35 protein-coding genes and 1 tRNA gene are annotated in these 21,776 nt (G+C 61.0%); 29 read left to right on the top strand and 7 right to left on the bottom strand.

Annotated features, from left to right (window positions below; genetic code table 11):
- Window positions 1–77: 77 nt before the first annotated feature.
- The 7 genes from AC1MEM_RS01790 to AC1MEM_RS01760 all read right to left on the bottom strand — a co-directional run bounded on the left by AC1MEM_RS01790 (window position 78) and on the right by AC1MEM_RS01760 (window position 6,893).
- Complete coding sequence (locus tag AC1MEM_RS01790) at window positions 78–1,325, bottom strand: TerD family protein (RefSeq protein ID WP_499474963.1); 1,248 nt, start codon at window positions 1,323–1,325, stop codon at window positions 78–80.
- On the bottom strand, window positions 1,322–2,230 hold the full coding sequence (locus AC1MEM_RS01785; RefSeq protein WP_499474962.1) for an HpcH/HpaI aldolase/citrate lyase family protein: 909 nt from the start codon (window positions 2,228–2,230) through the stop codon (window positions 1,322–1,324). Before AC1MEM_RS01785 ends, AC1MEM_RS01790 begins: the two co-directional genes overlap by 4 nt.
- Window positions 2,223–3,320, bottom strand: coding sequence for a cysteine protease StiP domain-containing protein (locus AC1MEM_RS01780; protein WP_499474961.1), 1,098 nt, complete (start codon window positions 3,318–3,320; stop codon window positions 2,223–2,225). Before AC1MEM_RS01780 ends, AC1MEM_RS01785 begins: the two co-directional genes overlap by 8 nt.
- Window positions 3,317–4,069 carry an HAD family hydrolase gene (locus AC1MEM_RS01775; protein ID WP_499474960.1) on the bottom strand — a complete coding sequence of 251 codons (753 nt, stop codon included), beginning with the start codon at window positions 4,067–4,069 and terminating at the stop codon, window positions 3,317–3,319. Before AC1MEM_RS01775 ends, AC1MEM_RS01780 begins: the two co-directional genes overlap by 4 nt.
- Complete coding sequence (locus AC1MEM_RS01770; protein WP_499474959.1) at window positions 4,047–5,228, bottom strand: phosphoribosyltransferase domain-containing protein; 1,182 nt, start codon at window positions 5,226–5,228, stop codon at window positions 4,047–4,049. The genes AC1MEM_RS01775 and AC1MEM_RS01770 overlap by 23 nt, the downstream gene beginning before the upstream one ends.
- The gene (locus AC1MEM_RS01765; RefSeq protein WP_499474958.1) at window positions 5,225–6,244 is read right to left on the bottom strand and encodes an ATP-grasp domain-containing protein; all 1,020 of its coding nucleotides are present in this window, start codon (window positions 6,242–6,244) and stop codon (window positions 5,225–5,227) included. The genes AC1MEM_RS01770 and AC1MEM_RS01765 overlap by 4 nt, the downstream gene beginning before the upstream one ends.
- 73 nt (window positions 6,245–6,317) lie before the next feature.
- Complete coding sequence (locus AC1MEM_RS01760; protein ID WP_499474957.1) at window positions 6,318–6,893, bottom strand: TerD family protein; 576 nt, start codon at window positions 6,891–6,893, stop codon at window positions 6,318–6,320.
- A 351-nt stretch (window positions 6,894–7,244) separates the two neighbouring features.
- On the opposite strand from AC1MEM_RS01760, the gene AC1MEM_RS01755 reads away from it, so the two are divergent.
- From AC1MEM_RS01755 to rplQ, 29 genes are all read left to right on the top strand, one after another.
- Window positions 7,245–7,321: transfer RNA gene (locus tag AC1MEM_RS01755), tRNA-Val, on the top strand.
- Window positions 7,322–7,596: 275 nt separating this feature from the next.
- Complete coding sequence (gene rplC, locus AC1MEM_RS01750) at window positions 7,597–8,253, top strand: 50S ribosomal protein L3 (RefSeq protein ID WP_494380040.1); 657 nt, start codon at window positions 7,597–7,599, stop codon at window positions 8,251–8,253.
- A gap of 2 nt (window positions 8,254–8,255) precedes the next feature.
- Entirely contained in the window at window positions 8,256–8,876 is a 621-nt protein-coding gene (gene rplD, locus AC1MEM_RS01745) for a 50S ribosomal protein L4 (RefSeq protein WP_499474956.1), read from the top strand.
- Window positions 8,873–9,190: a 50S ribosomal protein L23 gene (gene rplW, locus AC1MEM_RS01740; RefSeq protein WP_182990702.1), complete on the top strand. Its 318-nt coding sequence runs from the start codon at window positions 8,873–8,875 to the stop codon at window positions 9,188–9,190. The genes rplD and rplW overlap by 4 nt, the downstream gene beginning before the upstream one ends.
- Window positions 9,190–10,020 (top strand): 50S ribosomal protein L2, encoded by an 831-nt coding sequence (gene rplB, locus AC1MEM_RS01735; RefSeq protein ID WP_499474955.1) that lies wholly within the window; start codon window positions 9,190–9,192, stop codon window positions 10,018–10,020. Before rplW ends, rplB begins: the two co-directional genes overlap by 1 nt.
- Before the next feature lie 10 nt (window positions 10,021–10,030).
- Window positions 10,031–10,306 carry a 30S ribosomal protein S19 gene (rpsS, locus tag AC1MEM_RS01730; protein ID WP_182990704.1) on the top strand — a complete coding sequence of 92 codons (276 nt, stop codon included), beginning with the start codon at window positions 10,031–10,033 and terminating at the stop codon, window positions 10,304–10,306.
- Window positions 10,303–10,635 (top strand): 50S ribosomal protein L22, encoded by a 333-nt coding sequence (rplV, locus tag AC1MEM_RS01725; protein WP_181017582.1) that lies wholly within the window; start codon window positions 10,303–10,305, stop codon window positions 10,633–10,635. Before rpsS ends, rplV begins: the two co-directional genes overlap by 4 nt.
- A gap of 11 nt (window positions 10,636–10,646) precedes the next feature.
- Window positions 10,647–11,483: a 30S ribosomal protein S3 gene (gene rpsC / locus AC1MEM_RS01720; RefSeq protein ID WP_499474954.1), complete on the top strand. Its 837-nt coding sequence runs from the start codon at window positions 10,647–10,649 to the stop codon at window positions 11,481–11,483.
- Window positions 11,484–11,485: 2 nt separating this feature from the next.
- The gene (gene rplP / locus AC1MEM_RS01715) at window positions 11,486–11,905 is read left to right on the top strand and encodes a 50S ribosomal protein L16 (protein ID WP_145653055.1); all 420 of its coding nucleotides are present in this window, start codon (window positions 11,486–11,488) and stop codon (window positions 11,903–11,905) included.
- A 12-nt stretch (window positions 11,906–11,917) separates the two neighbouring features.
- Window positions 11,918–12,109, top strand: coding sequence for a 50S ribosomal protein L29 (gene rpmC / locus AC1MEM_RS01710; protein ID WP_379724242.1), 192 nt, complete (start codon window positions 11,918–11,920; stop codon window positions 12,107–12,109).
- Window positions 12,106–12,378 (top strand): 30S ribosomal protein S17, encoded by a 273-nt coding sequence (gene rpsQ, locus AC1MEM_RS01705; RefSeq protein WP_020655684.1) that lies wholly within the window; start codon window positions 12,106–12,108, stop codon window positions 12,376–12,378. The genes rpmC and rpsQ overlap by 4 nt, the downstream gene beginning before the upstream one ends.
- A 232-nt stretch (window positions 12,379–12,610) precedes the next feature.
- Window positions 12,611–12,979: a 50S ribosomal protein L14 gene (gene rplN / locus AC1MEM_RS01700; RefSeq protein ID WP_005663451.1), complete on the top strand. Its 369-nt coding sequence runs from the start codon at window positions 12,611–12,613 to the stop codon at window positions 12,977–12,979.
- 9 nt (window positions 12,980–12,988) lie between these two features.
- Window positions 12,989–13,303, top strand: coding sequence for a 50S ribosomal protein L24 (gene rplX / locus AC1MEM_RS01695; protein WP_056337594.1), 315 nt, complete (start codon window positions 12,989–12,991; stop codon window positions 13,301–13,303).
- 4 nt (window positions 13,304–13,307) lie between these two features.
- Complete coding sequence (rplE, locus tag AC1MEM_RS01690; protein WP_499474953.1) at window positions 13,308–13,847, top strand: 50S ribosomal protein L5; 540 nt, start codon at window positions 13,308–13,310, stop codon at window positions 13,845–13,847.
- 4 nt (window positions 13,848–13,851) lie between these two features.
- Window positions 13,852–14,157 (top strand): 30S ribosomal protein S14, encoded by a 306-nt coding sequence (rpsN, locus tag AC1MEM_RS01685; RefSeq protein ID WP_499474952.1) that lies wholly within the window; start codon window positions 13,852–13,854, stop codon window positions 14,155–14,157.
- Window positions 14,158–14,171: 14 nt separating this feature from the next.
- Window positions 14,172–14,567, top strand: coding sequence for a 30S ribosomal protein S8 (rpsH, locus tag AC1MEM_RS01680; protein ID WP_192056827.1), 396 nt, complete (start codon window positions 14,172–14,174; stop codon window positions 14,565–14,567).
- Window positions 14,568–14,577: 10 nt separating this feature from the next.
- Window positions 14,578–15,111, top strand: coding sequence for a 50S ribosomal protein L6 (rplF, locus tag AC1MEM_RS01675; RefSeq protein WP_499474951.1), 534 nt, complete (start codon window positions 14,578–14,580; stop codon window positions 15,109–15,111).
- 12 nt (window positions 15,112–15,123) lie between these two features.
- Entirely contained in the window at window positions 15,124–15,486 is a 363-nt protein-coding gene (gene rplR / locus AC1MEM_RS01670) for a 50S ribosomal protein L18 (RefSeq protein WP_454166490.1), read from the top strand.
- A 12-nt stretch (window positions 15,487–15,498) separates the two neighbouring features.
- The gene (gene rpsE / locus AC1MEM_RS01665; RefSeq protein WP_193687461.1) at window positions 15,499–16,017 is read left to right on the top strand and encodes a 30S ribosomal protein S5; all 519 of its coding nucleotides are present in this window, start codon (window positions 15,499–15,501) and stop codon (window positions 16,015–16,017) included.
- Between the two features lie 10 nt (window positions 16,018–16,027).
- Window positions 16,028–16,207: a 50S ribosomal protein L30 gene (gene rpmD, locus AC1MEM_RS01660; RefSeq protein ID WP_056337609.1), complete on the top strand. Its 180-nt coding sequence runs from the start codon at window positions 16,028–16,030 to the stop codon at window positions 16,205–16,207.
- Window positions 16,208–16,236: 29 nt separating this feature from the next.
- Window positions 16,237–16,668: a 50S ribosomal protein L15 gene (gene rplO, locus AC1MEM_RS01655; protein ID WP_123069948.1), complete on the top strand. Its 432-nt coding sequence runs from the start codon at window positions 16,237–16,239 to the stop codon at window positions 16,666–16,668.
- A gap of 28 nt (window positions 16,669–16,696) precedes the next feature.
- Entirely contained in the window at window positions 16,697–18,031 is a 1,335-nt protein-coding gene (gene secY / locus AC1MEM_RS01650; protein WP_499474950.1) for a preprotein translocase subunit SecY, read from the top strand.
- A gap of 20 nt (window positions 18,032–18,051) precedes the next feature.
- The gene (infA, locus tag AC1MEM_RS01645) at window positions 18,052–18,270 is read left to right on the top strand and encodes a translation initiation factor IF-1 (protein WP_005663428.1); all 219 of its coding nucleotides are present in this window, start codon (window positions 18,052–18,054) and stop codon (window positions 18,268–18,270) included.
- Window positions 18,271–18,307: 37 nt separating this feature from the next.
- Window positions 18,308–18,421 carry a 50S ribosomal protein L36 gene (gene rpmJ / locus AC1MEM_RS01640; protein ID WP_005663407.1) on the top strand — a complete coding sequence of 38 codons (114 nt, stop codon included), beginning with the start codon at window positions 18,308–18,310 and terminating at the stop codon, window positions 18,419–18,421.
- A gap of 12 nt (window positions 18,422–18,433) precedes the next feature.
- Window positions 18,434–18,799, top strand: coding sequence for a 30S ribosomal protein S13 (gene rpsM, locus AC1MEM_RS01635; RefSeq protein WP_056337616.1), 366 nt, complete (start codon window positions 18,434–18,436; stop codon window positions 18,797–18,799).
- Window positions 18,800–18,813: 14 nt separating this feature from the next.
- On the top strand, window positions 18,814–19,218 hold the full coding sequence (gene rpsK / locus AC1MEM_RS01630; protein ID WP_005663404.1) for a 30S ribosomal protein S11: 405 nt from the start codon (window positions 18,814–18,816) through the stop codon (window positions 19,216–19,218).
- A 236-nt stretch (window positions 19,219–19,454) separates the two neighbouring features.
- Entirely contained in the window at window positions 19,455–20,078 is a 624-nt protein-coding gene (rpsD, locus tag AC1MEM_RS01625) for a 30S ribosomal protein S4 (protein WP_193687458.1), read from the top strand.
- A gap of 119 nt (window positions 20,079–20,197) precedes the next feature.
- Window positions 20,198–21,175 (top strand): DNA-directed RNA polymerase subunit alpha, encoded by a 978-nt coding sequence (locus AC1MEM_RS01620; protein WP_499474949.1) that lies wholly within the window; start codon window positions 20,198–20,200, stop codon window positions 21,173–21,175.
- 121 nt (window positions 21,176–21,296) lie between these two features.
- The gene (gene rplQ, locus AC1MEM_RS01615; protein ID WP_192056821.1) at window positions 21,297–21,692 is read left to right on the top strand and encodes a 50S ribosomal protein L17; all 396 of its coding nucleotides are present in this window, start codon (window positions 21,297–21,299) and stop codon (window positions 21,690–21,692) included.
- Window positions 21,693–21,776 lie beyond the last annotated feature (84 nt).

Genomic DNA, 21,776 nt, shown 5'->3' with positions numbered 1-21,776 from the left:
TCGCGCGTGGCGTTTCGATATGCGAATGCCGGAACGCGTGGGCATGCCCACCCTACGGTGCGATCAAGGCAGCGGGATCACTCTTTGGTCCCGGTCTTCCAGCGCAGCCCGAAATTAAACCGCCGGTCCATCATTTCGTGCGCGCTGGTTTTGCCCTGCTGCTCGAAGTATTCCGTCATCTTCGTCACCTGCAGCTGGCCGCCCTGGTTCTCCAGCATCGCGATCGCGCACATCATCTGGCTGCCGCCGCCGTCGAGCCGGACCTCGATCGGCGCCTGGTTCGGCACCACGATCGTCACCACGCCATCGGTCGCCGACCAGTTCGGCACGCCCTCGTAGATGAACGAGAAAATGATCGCACGCCGGATCTGCGCGAACTGGTCGCCGTTGATGTACAGGTTCTCGCCGTTGCTCGACGCGCCGGTGCGGTCGTCGGCGTCGAGCTTCATGAAGGGCGCGCGCTCGTAATCGCCCCAGGAATTGCCGAGCGCCTGCACCAGGCCCTTGCGGCCGTCGCTGAGTTCGAACATGCAGCCGAGGTCGAGGTCGATGCCGCCGGAGCGGCGCCGCGAGGCCATCGCGCTGTCGAGCGCGCCGCTCAGGCGGCCGAGCAGCCCGCTCTTCTGCGGCGCCTGCGGCGCCGGCGCATGCGCCATGCCCGAGCGGTTCCAGTTCAGGTTGACGTGGATGCGGCCAAAGCCGGCGCCCGCGCGCTTGTCGAGCGAGACCTTGTCGCCGCGCTTTTCGAGCGTGACTTTCGAGAGCGAGACTTTCGGCGCGGCCGCCGCCGCCGCCGATGGCGCGCGCGACGCGGCCGGCGCCTCGGTCCCGCCAAAGTGCTTCAGCAGCGCCGACAGGCCGCCATTGAACCCCTGGCCGACCGCGCCGAAGCGCCACTGGCCATCCTTCCGGTAGATCTCGGCCACAATGACCGCCTTTTCGTCGCCGAAGTCGGCGCCCGACCAGGGAAAGCGCAGGGCGCTGCCCACCGCCAGGCTGCAGCTGCCGAGGGCGCGCATCGTTTGCACGCCGTCGATCGCCGCGACGAAGACAAGTTTCGCGATCGATGCCGGCAGGGCGTCGAGCTTGACCTGAAAGCGCGCCGGGCCGCTGCCAACGCTGAGGCGCACCGCGTCGCCCGGGCTGGCCAGCTGGTTGTAGAAGATCATGTAGCGCTCGTCCGACAGCTTGTCGGCGCCGTCCAGGCCGAAGCAGGAGACGTCGACCGAAAAGCCGGGTGCGTTGATGTCGAGGTCGACGTTGAAGCTGCCGCCAACGCCGAGGTCCGCCAGCTTGCCCTTCTGGCCGCGTGCAAATTGGTTCATGTGCCTTCCCTTTCGGTGTTCAAAACGGTGGCGCCATGGGCGCCGAACAGATGCGATTGCGCGACCGTGCGCTCGGCCCAGGCCCGGTGCGTGGCCACTTCGCACATCGACTCGTGCATCTTGAAGACGGCGGGGCTGTTCTCGTCGAGGATCGCGTGCGCGGCCGCCAGGTCCTGCGCTTTCACTTTGTAGTGCTCTTCGATCGGCACGATCTGGCTCGGGTGGATCGCGGTCTTGCCGACCATGCCGTAGGCGATATCCTCGACGACCTCCTGCGCCAGCAGCTCCGGCAAATCCAGGTGCTCGAACACGGGGGCGGTGAGCATGAAGCCGTGCGGGCGGAAGATGGTCACCAGGCGCGCGATCACGGGGCCGAGCGGCGTGCGGTAGAGTGTCATGGCGCGCGGCCGGCGCAGGCCGAGCAGGGCCAATAAATCGTTGCCGCCGATGCGCAGCGCCAGGATGCGGGCGCGCACGCCGGGCGACTGCAGCAGGTCGCGGAAGGCTTCCATCTCGCGCTCGCTGAACACGTCTGCCGTTTCCAGCGTCGGCATCAGCATGTGGCCGGTGTCGCGCACGAGGCGGTAATAAGACTCGAAGTTCTGGCGCGTCGCCTTCGGGATCACGAAGCCGGTCAGTTTATGGACGCCTTTCATTGCCAGCACGCGCGCCAGCACGTCGGGGCTGCGCACGCGCACAAAGCGCTCCGCCTGGACCTCATCGTGCATGTTCTGCAGCACGACCGACAGGTTGAACAGCGCCCAGCCCAGGTCGCGGTCGGCGACCGAGTCTTCGGTACAGAAGATCAGCGAGCGTGCCTGCGGCAGTTTCTCGCCATTGGCGATCTGCAGCAGGTCTTTATGGTTGGCCGGCACGTACAGCGACGCGCCCATCGATTTATGCATCCGACGCACTCCTGATCAGCGATACGGCTTGGTAGGGCAGTGACGAGTCGATCTCGACCGGCACGCATTTTTCTTCGGCCAGCAGGCGCAGGTGTGCGACGGCCGGACCATGCGCGTCGCGCAGCAGCAGCAGGCGCGGTACCCGGCGCAGCAGCACGCGCGTGGCTTCGCCGATGCCGGGTTTTACCAGGTTGACGTCATCGATGGCGTAGCGCTTTTGCGCAGCTTCGATATAGGCTTGCGATCGCGCGGCAGCGGCGCGGGTATCGGCTGCTTTCGCCGGCAAGCTGGTTCCCGCCTGTTCAAGTGCCAGGCGTTCGAGCAGGCCGACAAAGCCGCGCGACCGGTCCTCGCCGGCGAATGCGTCGTACACCACACAGCCGTGGAAGTCGCCCGGCTGGATGGCGTCGCTCAGTACCGAGCGGCTGACGAGGCCAGAGACCGTCGCGTTCAAAATGCTGGACGGGATCAGGTAATCTTCGCAGGAAGCCGCGACGGACGCTGCACCGGCCAGGTCGGACAGCACGTGCAGGCCGGCGTCGATGGCGACCCCGTGCTGCGCATTGAAGCGGGCCACCGAGCCCGCCAGCTCGCGTGCGATCACGCCCTTGCCGGTCCAGCCGTCGACGAAGACGATCGATTCCGGCGCGTGGCCGCGCGCCAGGATGTGGCGCAGGGCGTTGGCGTCGATGCCGCGGTCGCGCACGATCGAGACCGAATAATGGGTTGCCAGACGTGCGCACAGCTTCTCCAGCAGGCGTTTCAGCACGACGCCGACCGGCGTGCCGCCGCGCGCCAGCGACACCAGCGTGACCGGCCCGCTGCGGCGCGCCGCGACCAGGCGTGCCAGGCGCAGGCAGTCGCGCGCCATGCGCTCGCCGTTCAGGCGGCAGGCCTCGTCGAACAGCGCCAGGTAGCGGGCCGATGGCGCCCGCTCGGGCGACAGCATCTCGCTGTAGTGGCGCCGGCCGGACTGGATCAGCGCTTCCTTCGCGTCGACGTCGACGAAATCCGCCGCCGGCAAGCGCTTGAGCAGGAACTGCACGTCGCCGTCCCGATAGCTGCCCGCGAAGCTCAAGGAGAGACTCAAAGCGCCCCCACCGTCTGTGCCGACAGCTGCGTGCGCCCCGGGATGATGGCGTAGTCGCAATGGGCCATGAAGCGCGCGTCGGAACGGCTGTCGCCCATACCGAAGGTGATGATGTCGCTATGTTCGCGGCGCAGGCGCTGGGTGATCCAGGCTACCGCCTCGGCCTTGTCCAGGGTGCGCGGCAGGATGGCCAGGTTGTTGCCGTTGCGGTGCATACAGTAATCCTGGCCCTCGCCGGCGAGCCAGGGCAGCACGACTTCCCGTTCGACACGTTCCAGGTTCAGCGCGACCTTGTCCGGGTCTTTCACGACGACGAAGAAGGGCGTGCCGGCGTCGTCCACCAGGCGTGGCCGTCCGCCGTAACCGGTGTGCGCGCACCAGTCTTCGATATGCCCGGACAGCTCCCGCAGGCCGGGCAGGGCGGCCAGCATGAGGCCATGCATGCGGCCCTGCCAGTCGCGGTCGATGCTGCCGTCGGACTGCAGGATGATGCCGCCGAAGTCCAGGATTGCATAACTGTTGAAGCCGAGGCGCACGCGCGCGAACGCATCGAGGCTGCGGGCCGTGGTGGGAATGACCGTCATGCCTTTCTCGACGAAGGAGAAAAAGGCGCGCTGGGCGGGCGTCGTGTACGAGCAGATGCTGCCATTGCTGTAATACGCGGCCGGCTCGAGCGCTTCGCGCCCGGCGCATTTCTCGAGCGTCTGGAACAGGGTGTCGTCCAGGTCAGCGAACAGGAACTTCTTCAATATCGTCCTCGGCGTGGTAGTGGAACAGGCGCGCATCCAGGCTGCGTGCGAAAGCGTGCAGGGCCTCGCCCGCAGGCGTTTCGTGGCAGACCAGCACGTGCCGGTACTGGCCGGGCGCGACGTTGTACAGGAAGTTGGGGATGCCTTCGCCGTAGTTATCGAGGAGGGGCAGGGCGTGCCGGACCGCGCCCCAGGTGAGGATGGGCGAGCGCGTGGTCGACTGCACGACGACGTCCAGGCCACGCCGCTCGAGGGCTGCGCCCAGCAGCGTCGACGCGTGCATGAATTCGCCTGTGCCGAGTACCAGCACCTTTTCGGTCGGCGCGATGGCGGCCGCCAGCTCGCCTGCCAGCGTGTCGGGCGTGCGCAGGGCACGGGTGAGGCCCAGGCGTCCGAAGGCCGTGCTCGCGCCACGCTCGGCCTGCCCGTCGTAGCGCTGTGCCGGCGCCGCATCGACCGGGCAATCGGCGGGCGTGAAACGGTACTCGCCTTCGATCAGCGCGCCCATCGTCGCCGGCAAGCCGAAACGTGCGCTTGAATCGTCCGTCCTTGCCGCGCCCATGAAGTTGGCCAGCACCGCCAGGTGCACGCGTGCGAGTGCCGGATTCAGGCGCCGGCACGCCTGCGTCAGGTTGAGGAAGGTGTTGCCGGTACTGGCTTCGTCGTCGACCAGCACGATGGTGCGCGCGTTTTTTAAAAGCGCCTGCTCGTGCGCACCGGCGGGCATGTGCAGGAACTGGCGCGGCGCATGGCTGTGCGCTTCCTCGAATTCGATGATGGGGCCGGTGCCGACGCGGTAGCGCGTCGTCTGCAGGAACAGCGCGTCCTGGCCCGGATGCCTGCGCAGCCAGGCTTCGAACACGCCCTGGCCGAGACCCACGGCCGTTTCCGCCATCGCGATGAAGAGCACGGGGCCGGGCGTCTCCGGTACGCTCGAAGCGAGGCGTTCGTGGATGGCCAGCATGCGGCTCGGGCGCACCGGCCAGTGCTTGCCCAGCACCTTGCTCACGAAGAGGAAGCCGCGCTTCGCGTTCGCGCGGGCTGCAAAGCCGAGCAGGTCGTCGAGTTCGCCGGCACCGCCGTGGAGTGCCACTTCGAGCAGGCCGGTCGGCAGCTGCTGCGCGAGGCGGAAGGGGAAGCTGTCGCCGCGCGCGTTCATGCCAGCTCCACGGCGCGCGCCAGCTCGGCGACGCGGATGCCGTCGCGGACCGGGGCGATGTCGACACCCTCGAAACCATCCGCAAAGCCGCGCAGTGCGATATACGGCAGGTTGGGACCGGCGATACACGCCATGCCGATCCCGCCCGACATGCGCGGATTAATCTCGAGCAGGCGCGGCTTGCCGCCCGCTTCGCGGAACTGGACATTGAAGATGCCGTTCAGGCCATGCGTGGCACACAGCTGCGCGGTCGCCTCCAGGATGTCGGCGCGCTGGTCGATGCGCTGGCCGGCGCCCGCCTGGGTCGATTTGCGGCGCACCACGGCGCTGACCAGGCGGCCATGGTCGCCGACGCAATCGACGCTGTATTCGCGCCCGTCCAGGTATTCCATCAGCAGCATGCTGCGGAAACCGCCGAGGGAGGCAATACCGGCGCGGAAGTCCGCCAGCGAGACGTGGTATTCGGCGCCGGCCATCAATAGCTCGGCGCTGCTCCGCTCTTCGTCGAGCACGGCGAAACCGAGGCCGTAGATTGAATGCGAGGGTTTCACGCAGAGCTTCGCGTGACGGCGGCGCAGGAAGTCCCAGGCCGCCTCGAAGCCGGCCGCGTCCTCGAAGTGGCGGAACTCGGCGACCGGTGCGGCAGGGAGGATGGTCTCGGCGTAGAAGCGCGCCTTGTCGTGAACAAGCTGCAGTTGCGCTTCCGATGCGGTGCTCAGCACCCGCGTGCCGATCGCGCTGAACCGCTGGTGCGCGCCGGCCAGCGCCGTCGCCTCGCGCCCCGGCACGAAAACCTCGACCTGCTGCGCGCGGCAGAATGCCACGCACCAGTCGATGTAGGCGGGCGTGGCGAGGCCCGTCGGTTCCCGGTGAAACGCGTGGGCCACCCGCGCGACGGGCGAGCTCGGATTCGGGTTGCTGTGGATGATGGTGAAACGTTCGTCCCGGTCGGCCTGGCGGATCAGCTCGATCGCGGTATGGACGGACGAAAAGCTACGGTTGAACCAGACGCGCATGGGACTCTTCTGTTGGGGGAAGAAGGGCAGTCCCGCCGCTGTCGGGCGGGACCGGGTGCCTGGCCGAGGCTGGTCAGACGTTCACGCCGAACGAGCGCGCGAGCGGACCGAGGCCGCCATTGAAGCCCTGGCCGACGGCGCGGAACTTCCAGTCGCCGCCTGCGCGATAGAGTTCGCCGAAGATCATGGCGGTCTCGGTCGAGCTGTCCTCGGAGAGGTCGTAGCGGGCGATTTCGGCGTTGCCGCTGGCGTTCAGGCAGCGGATGAAGGCCTTGGCGACCATGCCGAAGTTCTGGCGCCGGCTTTCCGCTTCGTGGATGGTGACGCAGAACGAGATCTTGTCGACCTCGGGCGGCACGCGGGTGAGGTCGACGGTGAGGGTTTCGTCGTCGCCTTCGCCCTGGCCGGTGGTGTTGTCGCCGTTGTGCACGACCGAGCCGTCGCTCGATTTCAGGTTGTTATAGAAAATGAAGTCGGCGTCGCCGCGCACCTTGGCGTCGGACCTGAGCATGAAGGCGGAGCCGTCGAGGTCGAAGGCCGCGCCGTCGGTCGAGCGCGGGTCCCAGCCCAGGCCGATGACGACCTTGGTGAGATTCGGTGCTTCCTTGCTGAGGTTGACGTTGCCGCCTTTTTGCAGACTGATTGCCATTACAGCTCCTTTCGTGATTGGTGCAGGTTGTAAAGCCGGTCGTGTGGCGCGGCCGTCGGGCCGCCGCGAATGCGCCATATGAATATAACGCTAATTGACGGATATTACACATCCGGGCTTATGGAAGACTTAGGGCGGGCGGTATCGGTCCGCACGCAAAACGCGCGGGCATGCCCGCCCTACGGTGCACCACTGGCGCGTGAAGATGTCGATGACCGAAGCGTGCCGTAGGGTGGGCATGCCCACGCGGAATTGATCCGACCGATAACGCGGCAGGCGACAGCCCCGCGAACCCATGCACACACTCAGCTATTGCAAACTCCACCAACCCTTGGCATAATGCGGCTCCCCGGGCGGTTAGTTCAGTTGGTTAGAATACTTGGTCGACATCCAAGGGGTCGCAGGTTCGAATCCTGCACCGCCCACCAAAGACACACTTCAAATTATTCGCAGAATCCAGCTCGTGATTCTGTAGAGAAAAGGCGCATCAGTGCCTTTTCTGTGCTGGCAAGCCTTGCCAGATTCCTTCTTCTCCAGACTACACGCGATAAACGCGCAACAGGGGCGACATACCCCCGATTCTCTTGTTGCGTCAAGCCTTTTTGCGCGCTATACTAGCCGGCTTCGGTATGGATTCATCAGAATCTGTACGTTTTTGTAGTTCAACTACCCCTGCCCAATCGTAGGCGGGAATGGAGAAAAAATGAGCTTGGGCCTTCTCGGTCGCAAGGTTGGCATGATGCGCATCTTCACGGATGACGGGGATTCGATCCCGGTTACCGTGCTCGACGTGTCGAACAACCGTGTCGCACAAATCAAAACTCCTGAAACTGACGGCTACGCCGCAGTCCAGGTCGCATTCGGTCAACGTCGCGCTTCCCGCGTGACCAAGGCAGTTGCGGGTCACCACGCAAAAGCAGGCGTCGAAGCTGGCACCATGCTGCGCGAATTCCGCGTTGACGCTGCCAAGGCCGCTGAACTGAAAACTGGCGACGCAGTCAATGTCTCGCTGTTCGAAGTGGGCCAGAAGATCGACGTGCAAGGCACCTCGATCGGTAAAGGCTACGCCGGTACCATCAAGCGTCACAACTTCGCATCGGGCCGTGCAACCCACGGTAACTCGCGTTCGCACAACGTTCCAGGCTCCATCGGTATGGCGCAGGATCCAGGCCGCGTGTTCCCAGGCAAGCGCATGACCGGTCACATGGGCGACGTCACCGTCACCACCCAGAACCTGGAAATCGCACGCATCGACGCTGAGCGTCAACTGCTGCTGGTCAAGGGTGCAGTTCCTGGCGCCAAAAACGGTCAAGTGATCGTCAAGCCAGCCGTCAAAACCAAAGCACAGAAAGGAGCTTAATTATGGAACTTCAGCTCCTGAATGAGCAAGGTCAAGCCGGCGCCGGCGTTGCAGCTACCGACGAAGTCTTCGGTCGCGAATACAACGAAGCACTGATCCACCAGGTCGTGGTCGCCTACGCAGCTAACGCACGTAGCGGTAACCGCAAGCAAAAAGACCGTGAAGAAGTCAGCCACACCACGAAGAAGCCATGGCGCCAAAAAGGTACCGGCCGCGCTCGTGCTGGTATGTCGTCGTCGCCACTGTGGCGCGGCGGTGGTCGCATCTTCCCGAACTCGCCTGACGAGAACTTCACCCACAAAGTGAACAAGAAGATGTTCCGCGCAGGTATCTGCTCGATCTTCTCGCAGCTGGCCCGTGAAGGCCGCCTGGTCGTTATCGAGAACCTGTCGATCGAAGCCCCAAAGACCAAGCTGCTGTCGCAAAAGCTGCAGGGCATGGGCCTGGAATCGGTCCTGGTGATCACCGACACCATCGAAGAAAACCTGTTGCTGGCATCGCGTAACCTGCCGAACGTGCTGGTTGTCGAGCCAAAAGCAGCTGACCCGATGTCGCTGGTGTTCTACAAGAAAGTCCTGGTCACCAAAGCTGCACTGGCCAAGATCGAGGAGATGTACGCATGAGCACCGCAATCAAATTTAGCGAAGAGCGCCTGATGAAGGTGCTGATGGCTCCGGTCATCTCTGAAAAGGCTACCTTCGTCGCGGAAAAGAACGAGCAGATCGTGTTCAAGGTCCTGCCTGACGCGACCAAGCCGGAAATCAAGGCTGCCGTCGAGCTGCTGTTCAAGGTCGAAGTGGAATCGGTGCAAACCGTGAACCGCGAAGGCAAACAGAAGCGTTCGGGCCGTTTCAACGGTCGTCGCAACCACACCAAGCGTGCTTTCGTGTGCCTGAAGCCAGGCCAGGAAATCAATTTTGTCGAGGAGGCTAAATAATGGCACTCGTTAAGATGAAGCCAACCTCCCCAGGCCGCCGCGGCATGGTGAAAGTTGTGACCGAAGGCCTGTACAAGGGCCGTCCGTTCGCAGCACTGGTTGAGAAGAAATCGAAGACTGCTGGCCGTAACAACAACGGTCACATCACCACCCGCCACATCGGCGGTGGCCACAAGCATCACTACCGTATGGTGGACTTCAAGCGCAACGACAAGGACGGTATTCCGGCCAAGGTCGAGCGTATTGAATACGACCCGAACCGTACCGCGCACATCGCACTGCTGTGCTACGCGGATGGTCATCGTGCGTACATCATCGCCACCAAAGGCATGGCTGTCGGCGACAGCGTCATGAACGGCTCGGAAGCGCCGATCAAGTCGGGTAACTGCCTGCCAATCCGTAACATCCCGGTCGGTACCGTGATGCACTGCGTCGAGATGCTGCCAGGTAAGGGTGCCCAGATGGCCCGTACCGCCGGCGCCGCCGTCGTGCTGATGGCCCGCGAAGGCACCTACGCCCAGGTCCGCCTGCGCTCGGGTGAAGTTCGTCGCGTGCACATCGAGTGCCGCGCTACCGTTGGCGAAGTCGGCAATGCCGAGCACAGCCTGCGCAAGATCGGTAAAGCTGGCGCGATGCGCTGGCGCGGTGTTCGTCCTACCGTTCGCGGTGTGGTCATGAACCCGGTCGATCACCCGCACGGTGGTGGTGAAGGTAAAACCGCAGCTGGTCGCCATCCAGTGTCGCCTTGGGGCCAACAGACGAAGGGTAAGAAGACGCGTTCGAACAAGCGCACTTCTTCGATGATCGTTTCGCGCCGCGGCAAGAAATAAGGGATAACACATGACTCGTTCATTGAAAAAAGGGCCGTTCGTTGACGCCCACCTGGTGAAAAAAGTCGAAACCGCGCAAGCGAACAAAGACAAAAAGCCAGTCAAAACCTGGTCGCGCCGCTCGACGATCACGCCTGACTTCATCGGTCTGACGATTGCAGTTCACAACGGCAAGCTGCACGTGCCGGTGTACGTCTCCGAGAACATGGTTGGCCACAAGCTCGGCGAATTCGCGCTGACCCGTACGTTCAAGGGCCACGCCGCTGACAAGAAGGCGAAAAAATAATGGAAACTAAAGCTATCCTCAAAGGCGTGCGCCTGTCGGACCAGAAAGGCCGCCTCGTGGCTGACCTGATCCGTGGCAAGAAAGTTGATGCAGCACTCAACATTCTGCAATTCAGCCCGAAAAAGGGCGCCACCATCATCAAGAAGGTTCTCGAGTCGGCAATCGCCAATGCGGAACACAATGATGGCGCCGATATCGACGAGCTGAAAGTCGTCGAGATCTACGTTGAAAAAGGCCCGATCCTGAAGCGCTTTACGGCACGTGCCAAAGGCCGCGGCGATCGCATTTCTAAACAATCCTGTCACATCTACGTGACTGTCGGTAACTAAGGAGTCACACGATGGGACAGAAGATTCACCCAACAGGCTTCCGCCTGTCCGTCACCCGTAACTGGGCGTCGCGCTGGTACGCCGGCAACGGCAACTTCGCTGAAATGCTGCAGGAAGATCTGGCAGCACGCGCTTTCCTGAAGAAGAAGCTGAAGAACGCTTCGGTCGGCCGCATCGTCATCGAGCGTCCAGCCAAGAACGCGCGCTTCACCATCTACTCGTCGCGTCCAGGTGTCGTGATCGGTAAAAAAGGCGAAGACATCGAAGTGCTGAAGACTTCGCTGGCGAAGATCATGGGCGTGCCCGTGCACGTCAATATCGAAGAAATCCGCAAGCCGGAAATCGACTCGCAGCTGATCGCCGATTCGATCTCGCAGCAGCTGGAAAAGCGCATCATGTTCCGCCGCGCGATGAAGCGTGCCATGCAAAACGCCATGCGTCTGGGTGCCGTCGGCATCAAGATCATGTCGTCGGGCCGCCTGAACGGCATCGAAATCGCACGTACCGAATGGTACCGCGAAGGCCGTGTGCCTCTGCACACCCTGCGCGCCGATATCGACTACGGCACCAGCGAAGCATCGACCACCTACGGCATCATCGGCGTCAAGGTCTGGGTCTACAAGGGCGACCGTTCGGTCACCGGCGAAGCTCCAGTCATCGACACCCCGCCAGATGAGAAGAAGCCACGCGGCCCACGTCGTGACGATGGCAAGCCATCGCGCGGCCCACGTCCGGCTGGCGGCGCCCGTCCAGGTACTGCAGCCCCAACCGTGCGTGCGCGTCCAGCCGTCAAGCTGGCAACCGCGACCCCGGCCGCTGCTGCACCAGCTGAGAAAGCAGGAGAATAAGCATGCTGCAACCATCGCGCAGGAAGTATCGTAAAGAGCAGAAAGGCCGTAACACCGGCATTTCGCACACCCGCGGCACCGCGGTCTCGTTCGGCGAATTCGGTCTGAAGGCAGTTGCCCGCGGCCGTATCACCGCCCGCCAGATCGAAGCAGCACGTCGCGCCATGACCCGTCACATCAAGCGTGGCGGTCGTATCTGGATCCGTATCTTCCCGGACAAGCCGATTTCGAACAAGCCGGCCGAAGTCCGTATGGGTAACGGTAAAGGTAATCCGGAATACTACGTCGCTGAAATCCAGCCAGGCAAAGTCCTGTACGAGATGGACGGCGTCGACGAAACACTGGCGCGCGAAGCATTCCGCCTGGCCGCTGCCAAACTGCCACTGGCTACCACGTTCGTCGTGCGCCAGGTCGGCCAATAACAGGAGTTGAATATGAAAGCAACGGAACTCCGCGGCAAGGACCAGGAAGCGCTGCAAAAGGAGCTGAGTGAGCTGCTGAAGGCCCAGTTTGGCCTGCGCATGCAAATCGCTACCCAGCAGCTGGGCAACACCGCGCAGCTCAAGAAAGTACGTCGCGACATCGCGCGTGTGAAGACTGTGATGAACCAGAAGGAAGCCAAATGAACGACACCACTAAAACGGCGCTGAAGCGTACGCTGGTCGGCAAAGTCGTGTCCGACAAAATGGACAAGACGGTGACCGTACTGATCGAACGTCACGTGAAGCACCCGCTGTACGGCAAAATCATCGTGCGCTCGAACAAGTATCACGCGCACGACGAGACCAACCAGGCCAAGACCGGTGACACGGTCGAGATCGCGGAAGGTCGCCCGATTTCGAAGACGAAGGCTTGGACTGTTACCCGTGTTGTGCAGGTCGCACAGGTACTGTAAGCACTAAAAATTTGTCTTGCGTGGCCCGCTGGTATCTGAGATACTAGCGGGCTTCGTTCATGTGTTGCCGCAGTTTGTGTTCCTCGGTAACTGCGGCCTGTACGAAGTAATTGGAAAGTCCAATCACCCAATCGTAATGCTCCAGCAGGGGCGCTACGGCGGGACCAAGACTGACCGCAGGCCTACGGTTCACCGTGGGATTTCTTCGGCTTAAGTTGGGAAAGAAAATACTATGATTCAAACTGAAAGCCGGCTCGAAGTGGCCGACAACACTGGTGCAAAAGAAGTTTTGTGCATCAAGGTGTTGGGCGGCTCCAAGCGCCGTTATGCGAGCATTGGCGACATCATCAAAGTAACCGTCAAGGTTGCTGCGCCACGTGGCCGCGTCAAAAAAGGTGAAATTTATAACGCTGTGGTTGTGCGTACCGCTAAAGGTGTGCGCCGCCAAGATGGCTCCCTGGTGAAGTTCGACGGCAATGCCGCAGTGCTGCTCAACGCCAAGCTGGAACCGATCGGCACCCGTATCTTCGGACCAGTGACGCGCGAGCTGCGCACTGAAAAGTTCATGAAGATCGTGTCCCTGGCACCTGAAGTACTGTAAGGAGTCGCAATGGATAAGATTCGTAAAAACGACGAAGTCATCGTTTTGGCCGGTAAAGACAAGGGCAAGCGTGGCGTGGTTTCGCGTCGCGTCGACGCCGAGCACGTGATCGTCGAAGGCGTGAACGTTGCCAAGAAGGCCGTCAAGCCAAACCCGATGACCGGCGTCCAAGGTGGTATCGTCGACAAGACGATGCCGATTCACGTCTCCAACGTCGCGTTGTTCAACGCCGCGACCGGCAAGGCTGACCGCGTAGGCTTCAAAGACCAGGACGGCAAGAAAGTCCGCGTCTACAAGTCTTCCGGCGAAGAAGTGAAGGTGTAAGAACATGGCCCGTCTCCAACAATTCTACAAAGACAAAGTCGTCGCTGACCTGACCGAAAAATTCGGCTACAAGTCGGTGATGGAAGTGCCACGCCTGACCAAGATCACCCTGAACATGGGTGTTGGTGAAGCGATCGCCGACAAGAAAGTGCTCGAGCACGCTGTCAGCGACCTGACCAAGATCGCCGGCCAGAAGCCAGTGACCACCAAGTCGCGCAAGGCAATCGCAGGTTTCAAGATCCGCGAAGGCTACCCGATCGGTACGATGGTGACCCTGCGCGGCGCCCGTATGTACGAGTTCCTGGACCGTTTCATCACCGTGGCCCTGCCGCGCGTGCGTGACTTCCGTGGTGTCAATGGTCGCTCGTTCGATGGTCGTGGCAACTACAACATCGGTGTCAAGGAACAGATCATCTTCCCTGAAATCGATTACGACAAGATCGACGCGCTGCGTGGCATGAACATCTCGATCACCACGACCGCTAAGACCGACGATGAAGCCAAAGCGCTGCTCGCCGCCTTCAAATTCCCGTTCAGGAACTAAGAGCATGGCAAAACTTGCACTGATTAACCGCGAACAGAAGCGTGCAGACCTGGTGGAGAAATTCGCCGCAAAGCGTGCAGCTCTGAAGGCGACCATCAACGACCAGTCGAAATCGGTTGAAGAGCAATACGAAGCACGCCTGGCACTCCAGGCGCTGCCGCGTAACTCGGCCCCGACCCGCCAGCGTAACCGCTGCGCCATCACCGGCCGTCCACGTGGCACGTTCCGTAAATTCGGCCTCGCCCGTACCAAACTCCGCGAATTCGCCATGAAGGGCGAAATTCCGGGTATGACCAAAGCCAGCTGGTAATAGGAGAATAAGCAATGAGTATGAGCGATCCTATCGCCGATATGCTGACCCGCATTCGCAACGCACAAACTGTTCAGAAAACCACGGTCGCAATGCCGTCGTCGAAAGTCAAGGTTGCCATTGCCAACGTCCTGAAGGACGAGGGTTACATTGAGGATTTCGCCGTGTCCACCGAAGGTGGCAAGTCGGAACTGAAAATCGGTTTGAAGTATTACACCGGCCGTCCGGTTATCGAGCGCATCGAGCGCGTGTCCCGTCCTGGCCTGCGTGTCTACAAAGGCAAAGACGAGATCCCAACCGTGATGAACGGCCTGGGCGTCGCGATTGTCTCGACCCCGCAAGGCGTGATGACTGACCGCAAAGCCCGCGCCACTGGCGTCGGCGGCGAAGTTATCTGCTACGTAGCTTAAGGAGTAGACGATGTCTCGAGTAGCTAAGATGCCTATCGCTGTACCAGCTGGCGCCGAAGTGGCGATCAGCGCAGCAGCGATCACGGTCAAAGGCCCACTGGGCACCCTGACCCAGCCGTTGAACGGCCTGGTCAAGGTTGAAAACAACAACGGCACGCTGAGCTTTGACGTGGTGGACGATTCCCGTGAATCGAACGCCATGTCGGGTACCCTGCGCGCCCTGGTCAACAACATGGTGACCGGCGTGACCAAAGGCTTCGAAAAGAAGCTGAACCTGGTCGGCGTGGGCTACAAGGCAGCAGTGCAGGGCAACGCCCTGAACCTGTCCCTGGGCTTCTCGCACCCGGTGCTGCACGCGATGCCTGAAGGCATCACCGCGGTGACCCCAACCCCGACCGAGATCCTGATCAAGGGTATCGATCGTCAAAAGGTTGGTCAGGTTGCTGCAGAAGTGCGCGCTTACCGCTCCCCTGAGCCTTACAAAGGCAAGGGTGTCCGTTATTCGGACGAAGTGGTGAAGCTTAAAGAAACCAAGAAGAAATAATCGGAGCTGACGATGGACAAGAAAGAATCGCGTCTACGCCGCGGACGCCAAACCCGCATCAAGATCGCGCAGCAGGGCGTGAACCGTCTGTCGGTTCACCGCACCAATCTGCACATCTATGCGAACCTGATCAGCCCGGATGCGAAGGTCCTGGTTTCGGCTTCGACGCTGGAAGCAGACGTGCGCGCCGAACTGGCAGGTCAAAGCGGCAAGGGCGGCAACGCTGCCGCTGCTGCCCTGGTTGGCAAGCGCGTCGCAGAGAAAGCACTGCAAGCAGGGATCACCGAAGTGGCGTTCGACCGCTCCGGTTTCCGTTACCACGGTCGTGTGAAGGCGCTGGCGGAAGCCGCGCGTGAAGCCGGTCTGAAGTTCTAAGGAAGAATCGTCATGGCAAAAATGCAAGCGAAAATGGCAAGCGACAAGCCGGATGATGGCATGCGCGAAAAAATGATCGCGATCAACCGCGTGACCAAAGTGGTCAAGGGTGGTCGTATCATGGGTTTTGCAGCGCTGACCGTTGTCGGTGACGGCGATGGCCGCATCGGCATGGGTAAAGGCAAGTCGAAGGAAGTTCCAGTCGGCGTGCAAAAAGCGATGGAAGAAGCCCGCCGCAACCTGATCAAGGTGCCCCTCAAGAACGGTACCCTGCACCACACCGTTTCGGGTCGTCACGGCGCCTCGCGCGTCATGATGATGCCAGCTAAGCCTGGTACCGGCGTCATCGCTGGTGGCGCAATGCGCGCTATCTTCGAAGTGATGGGCGTCACCGACGTCGTCGCCAAGTCGACCGGCTCGTCGAATCCATACAACCTGGTGCGCGCTACCCTCGACGGTCTGTCGAAGATGAGCACCGCGTCCGACATCGCCGCCAAGCGTGGCAAGTCGGTCGAAGACATCATCGGTTAAGGTGAAGACAATGGCAAACACCATCAAAGTACAACTGGTCAAGGGCCTGATCGGCACCCGTCAGGATCACCGCGCTACGGTGCGTGGTCTGGGTCTGCGTCGCGTCAACTCGGTTTCCGAGTTGCAGGACACCCCGTCGGTGCGTGGCATGATCAACAAAGTCTCGTACCTCGTTAAAGTAGTCGGGTAAGCCTTCGGGCTTACCTAACGGAGAAAACAATGGAATTGAATACCATTCAACCAGCTGACGGCGCCAAGCACTACAAGCGTCGCGTCGGCCGCGGTATCGGCTCCGGCCTGGGCAAGACCGCCGGTCGCGGTCACAAGGGTCAGAAGTCGCGTTCGGGCGGTTTCCACAAAGTCGGCTTCGAAGGCGGTCAGATGCCTCTGCAGCGTCGTCTGCCTAAGCGTGGCTTCAAGTCGCTGAACGCAACGTTCAAGGCTGAAGTGCGTCTGTCGGACCTGAACAACCTGGCCGTCGGCGATGTCGACATCATGGTGCTCAAGCAAGCAGGCATCCTGTCGGTGCTGGCGCGCGACGTGCGCGTCATCCTGTCGGGCGAGATCACCAAAGCGGTGAACCTCAAGGGCCTGAAGGCGACCGCGGGCGCGAAAGCGGCCATCGAAGCAGCTGGCGGTTCGGTCGCTTAAAGCGATCGCTGCCTGATCGGAGCAAAAATTGGCGACTAATTCACAACTTGGTAAAAGTGCCGCTGCCGGCTTCCCCTGGGGTCGGTTGTGGTTTTTGCTTGGCGCGTTGGTCGTGTACCGCATCGGTGCCCATATCCCGGTTCCCGGGATTGACCCGATTGCGTTAGCGTCGCTGTTCAAGCAGAACGAAGGCGGCATCCTGGGCATGTTCAACATGTTCTCGGGTGGTGCCTTGTCCCGCTTTACCGTGTTCGCACTCGGGATCATGCCCTACATTTCGGCTTCGATCATCATGCAGCTGGGGTCGATCGTCTCGCCACAGCTCGAAGCGCTGAAGAAAGAGGGCGAAGCAGGGCGCCGCAAGATCACCCAGTACACCCGTTACTTCACGGTGGCACTGGCTCTGTTCCAGGCGTTCGGCATCGCCGTCGCGCTCGAAGCCCAGCAGGGCCTCGTGATCGACCCAGGCATGGGCTTCCGCTTCGTTACGGTCGTGACCCTCTTGACCGGCACCATGTTCCTCATGTGGCTGGGCGAGCAGATTACCGAACGTGGCCTCGGCAACGGCATTTCGATCATTATTTTTGCCGGTATCGCAGCCGGTCTGCCGGCGGCGCTGGGTGGCTTGTTCACCCTGGTGTCGAACGGTTCGATCAGCAGCATCGCCGCGATCTTCATCGTTATCCTGGTGGTGTTGGTGACGTATGCGGTCGTGTTCGTTGAGCGTGGACAGCGCAAGATCCTCGTGAATTACGCCAAGCGCCAGGTCGGCAACAAGGTGTACGGTGGCCAAACCAGCCACCTGCCCCTGAAGCTGAACATGGCCGGCGTGATCCCGCCGATCTTCGCCTCCTCGATCATCCTGTTCCCGGCGACGATCGTGGACTGGTACACGCGAGGCAAGGACTCCAGCGGCCCGTTCATCGGCTTCCTGAAGGACCTGGCTGCGTCGCTTGGTGCCGGTGAGCCGATCCACGCGTTGCTGTATGCGGTGGCGATCATCTTCTTCTGCTTCTTCTATACCGCGCTGGTATTCAACAGCAAGGAAACGGCGGACAACTTGAAGAAGAGCGGCGCGTTTGTCCCGGGCATTCGCCCAGGCGACCAGACCGCTCGCTATATCGACAAGATCCTGATGCGCCTGACCCTGGCTGGTGCGGTCTACATCACCCTCGTGTGCCTGGTGCCGGAGTTCCTGCAGTCGTTCTGGAAAGTTCCTTTCTATTTCGGCGGCACCTCGCTCCTGATCATCGTGGTAGTAACGATGGACTTCATGGCACAAGTGCAGAACTACGTCATGTCGCAGCAATATGAATCGCTGCTGCGCAAGGCGAATTTCAAGGGCGGAATTCCGACGCGATAAGCGGGGAGTGAAGAGACCGAATGGCAAAAGACGACGTCATCCAAATGCAAGGCGAGATTCTCGAGAATCTCCCAAATGCGACATTTCGCGTAAAGCTGGAAAACGGGCATGTGGTCCTGGGGCATATCTCGGGTAAAATGCGGATGAACTATATCCGCATCCTCCCGGGCGACAAGGTAACGGTCGAGTTGACGCCGTATGACTTGTCCCGGGCGCGCATCGTATTCCGCACCAAGTAAAAAATATTAAGTAAACTCACCAGGAAGAGAGTACAAAATGAAAGTTAATGCTTCAGTCAAGCGGATCTGCCGCAACTGCAAGATCATCAAGCGCAAGGGCGTGGTCCGCGTGATCTGCGTCGAGCCGCGTCACAAGCAGCGTCAAGGTTAAGAGGAATAACGAATGGCACGTATTGCAGGGGTTAACATCCCAAATCATCAGCACACTGTTATCGGCCTGACGGCGATCTACGGTGTTGGCCGTCCACGTTCGCAGAAAATCTGCGACGCGACTGGTATCGCGACCAACAAGAAGGTCAAGGACCTGGACGACAACGAACTCGAGAAGCTGCGTGACGAAGTCGCGAAGTTTGTCGTGGAAGGCGACCTGCGCCGCGAACTGTCCATGAACATCAAGCGTCTGATGGATCTGGGTTGCTACCGCGGCATGCGTCACCGTAAGGGTCTGCCAGTGCGCGGTCAGCGTACCCGCACCAATGCACGTACCCGCAAAGGTCCGCGCAAGGCCGCTCAATCGTTGAAGAAATAATCTAGGAACCGACCATGGCCAAGCAACAAAGCAGCGCAGCAGCAGCGCGCGTCCGCAAGAAAGTCAAGAAGAACGTGGCTGAGGGCATCGCCCACGTCCACGCTTCGTTCAACAACACGATCATCACGATCACCGACCGCCAGGGCAACGCCCTGTCGTGGGCAACGTCGGGTGGCGCAGGCTTCAAAGGCTCGCGTAAATCGACCCCGTTCGCGGCTCAGGTCGCTGCTGAAGCAGCCGGCAAGGTCGCACAGGAAAGCGGCGTGAAGAACCTGGAAGTGCGCATCAAGGGCCCAGGCCCAGGCCGTGAATCGGCTGTCCGCGCACTGAACAACCTGGGTATCAAGATCACCGAGATCCAGGACGTGACGCCAGTTCCGCACAACGGCTGCCGTCCTCCAAAGCGTCGTCGTATCTAAATTCAGCCGGGCTGCTGCGGTAGCCCTGTTGTTTTAGGACGAGCGCCTTGGCGCCGTCGTAGAAGTAAATGCCGGTGCAGTTGCCCGAATTCGGGTATACTGCCCGGCTGTTGTCGCCTCTGGCTTTCGCTCGGGGTGATGTTTTCAGCCACGTCCGCTCATCAATGGGTCGGACTAGCGCCTGTCGCATCCTCGGGATGCCTCTGGGGCGTGATTAATACATCAAAGGATTCAACGTGGCACGTTATATCGGACCAAAAGCAAAACTGTCGCGCCGTGAAGGCACTGACCTGTTCCTCAAGAGCGCACGCCGCTCGCTCGACTCGAAGTGCAAACTGGACGTCAAGCCAGGCCAGCACGGCGTCAAGTCGGGTGCCCGCACCTCGGACTACGGCAACCAGCTGCGCGAAAAGCAGAAGGTCAAGCGCATGTACGGTATCCTCGAGCGCCAGTTCCGCCGCTACTTCGCAGAAGCGTCGCGTAAAAAAGGCAACACCGGCGAAACCCTGCTCAAGCTGCTGGAATCGCGCCTGGACAACGTCACCTACCGCATGGGCTTCGGCTCGACCCGCGCTGAAGCGCGCCAGCTGGTGAGCCACAAGGCGTTCACCGTGAACGGTAACGTCGTGAACATCGCTTCGTACGCTGTCAAGACCGGCGACGTCATCGCCGTTCGCGAAAAGGCGAAGAAGCAAGTGCGTATCGTCGAAGCGCTGTCGCTGGCAGAACAGATCGGCATGCCGAGCTGGGTGTCGGTTGACGCCAAGAAGATGGAAGGCACCTTCCGTTCGTTCCCAGAGCGTAACGAGATCGCCGCCGACGTCAACGAAGCACTGATCGTCGAACTGTACTCGCGTTAATCGTTAGTCGGCTATGTCGCCCGCTCTTCACCGAGCGGGCGTTTGTATTTCCAAGAATTCTTAAACATGCCATCAGCCTTATCGGTGTAACGAGCCGAGGGTATTGAAAAGGACATTTCATGCAAAATAGTTTGTTGAAGCCACGTATCATCGATGTCGAAGCACTCGGTGCCGGTCACGCCAAAGTCGTGATGGAGCCATTCGAGCGCGGCTATGGCCACACGCTGGGCAATGCCCTGCGTCGCGTCCTGCTGTCGTCGATGATCGGCTACGCGCCGACCGAAGTCACCATCGCCGGCGTCGTGCACGAGTACTCGTCGCTCGACGGCGTGCAGGAAGACGTCGTCGACCTGCTGCTGAACCTGAAGGGCGTCGTGTTCAAGGTGCACAACCGTGACTCCGTGACCCTGACCCTGAAAAAGGAAGGCGAAGGCGCCGTGCTGGCATCGGACATCGATCTGCCGCATGATGTGGAACTGGTCAACCCGGATCACGTGATCGCTCACCTGACCGCCGGTGGCAAGCTGGACATGCAGATCAAGGTCGAAAAAGGCCGTGGCTATGTGCCAGGTAACGTGCGTCGCCTGTCGGAAGACACGAACAAGACGATCGGCCGCATCATCCTGGACGCTTCGTTCTCGCCAGTGCGCCGCGTTTCGTACGCAGTGGAATCGGCCCGTGTCGAACAGCGTACCGACCTCGACAAGCTGATCATCAACATCGAGACCAACGGCGTCATCACCCCGGAAGAGGCGATCCGCCAGTCGGCACGCGTGCTGGTTGACCAGCTGAACGTGTTCGCTGCCCTGGAAGGCACGGAAGCCGCCGCCGAAGCGCCATCGCGTGCTCCGCTGGTCGATCCGATCCTGCTGCGTCCGGTCGACGACCTGGAGCTGACGGTCCGTTCGGCAAACTGCCTGAAAGCAGAAAACATCTACTACATCGGCGACCTGATCCAGCGTTCGGAAAACGAACTGCTCAAGACGCCGAACCTGGGCCGCAAGTCGCTCAACGAAATCAAGGAAGTTCTTGCTTCGCGCGGCCTGACCCTGGGCATGAAGCTGGAAAACTGGCCTCCTGCTGGTCTGGAAAAGTAATTTGCTCTACCTATCCGGACACCGTTGTCCGGATAGTCTTAACCCTTAATAACCGGTCCGCGGTCATGCATTTGCATGAACGATCGAAGAACTGGATTTTATACACTCGAAAGGAATTACCATGCGTCACCGTCACGGCCTTCGCAAGCTGAACCGTACTTCGTCCCACCGTCTCGCCATGCTGCGCAACATGACCGTTTCCCTGCTGCGTCATGAAGCCATCAAAACCACCGTGCCAAAAGCCAAGGAACTGCGTCGCGTCATCGAGCCGATCCTGACCCTGGGCAAGACCGACACGCTGGCAAACAAGCGCCTGGCATTCGCCCGCCTGCGCGACCGCGAAATGGTGCAGAAGCTGTTCGCCGAACTCGGCCCACGTTACGCCAACCGTAACGGCGGCTACCTGCGCATCCTGAAAATGGGTTTCCGCGTGGGCGACAACGCGCCTATGGCGTATGTCGAACTGCTGGATCGTCCGGAAGTCACCTCGGCTGACGACGCTCCGACCGCTGAGTAATCGCTTCGTGCGAATAAAAGAACCAGGCCTCGTGCCTGGTTTTTTTTCGCCTGTACGCAAGCGGGGAGGGAGCCCTTCGCGGTC

It is taken from the genome of Telluria sp. AIW5 (genome assembly GCF_056680575.1).
This window is presented reverse-complemented; position numbering and strand designations above follow the sequence as displayed.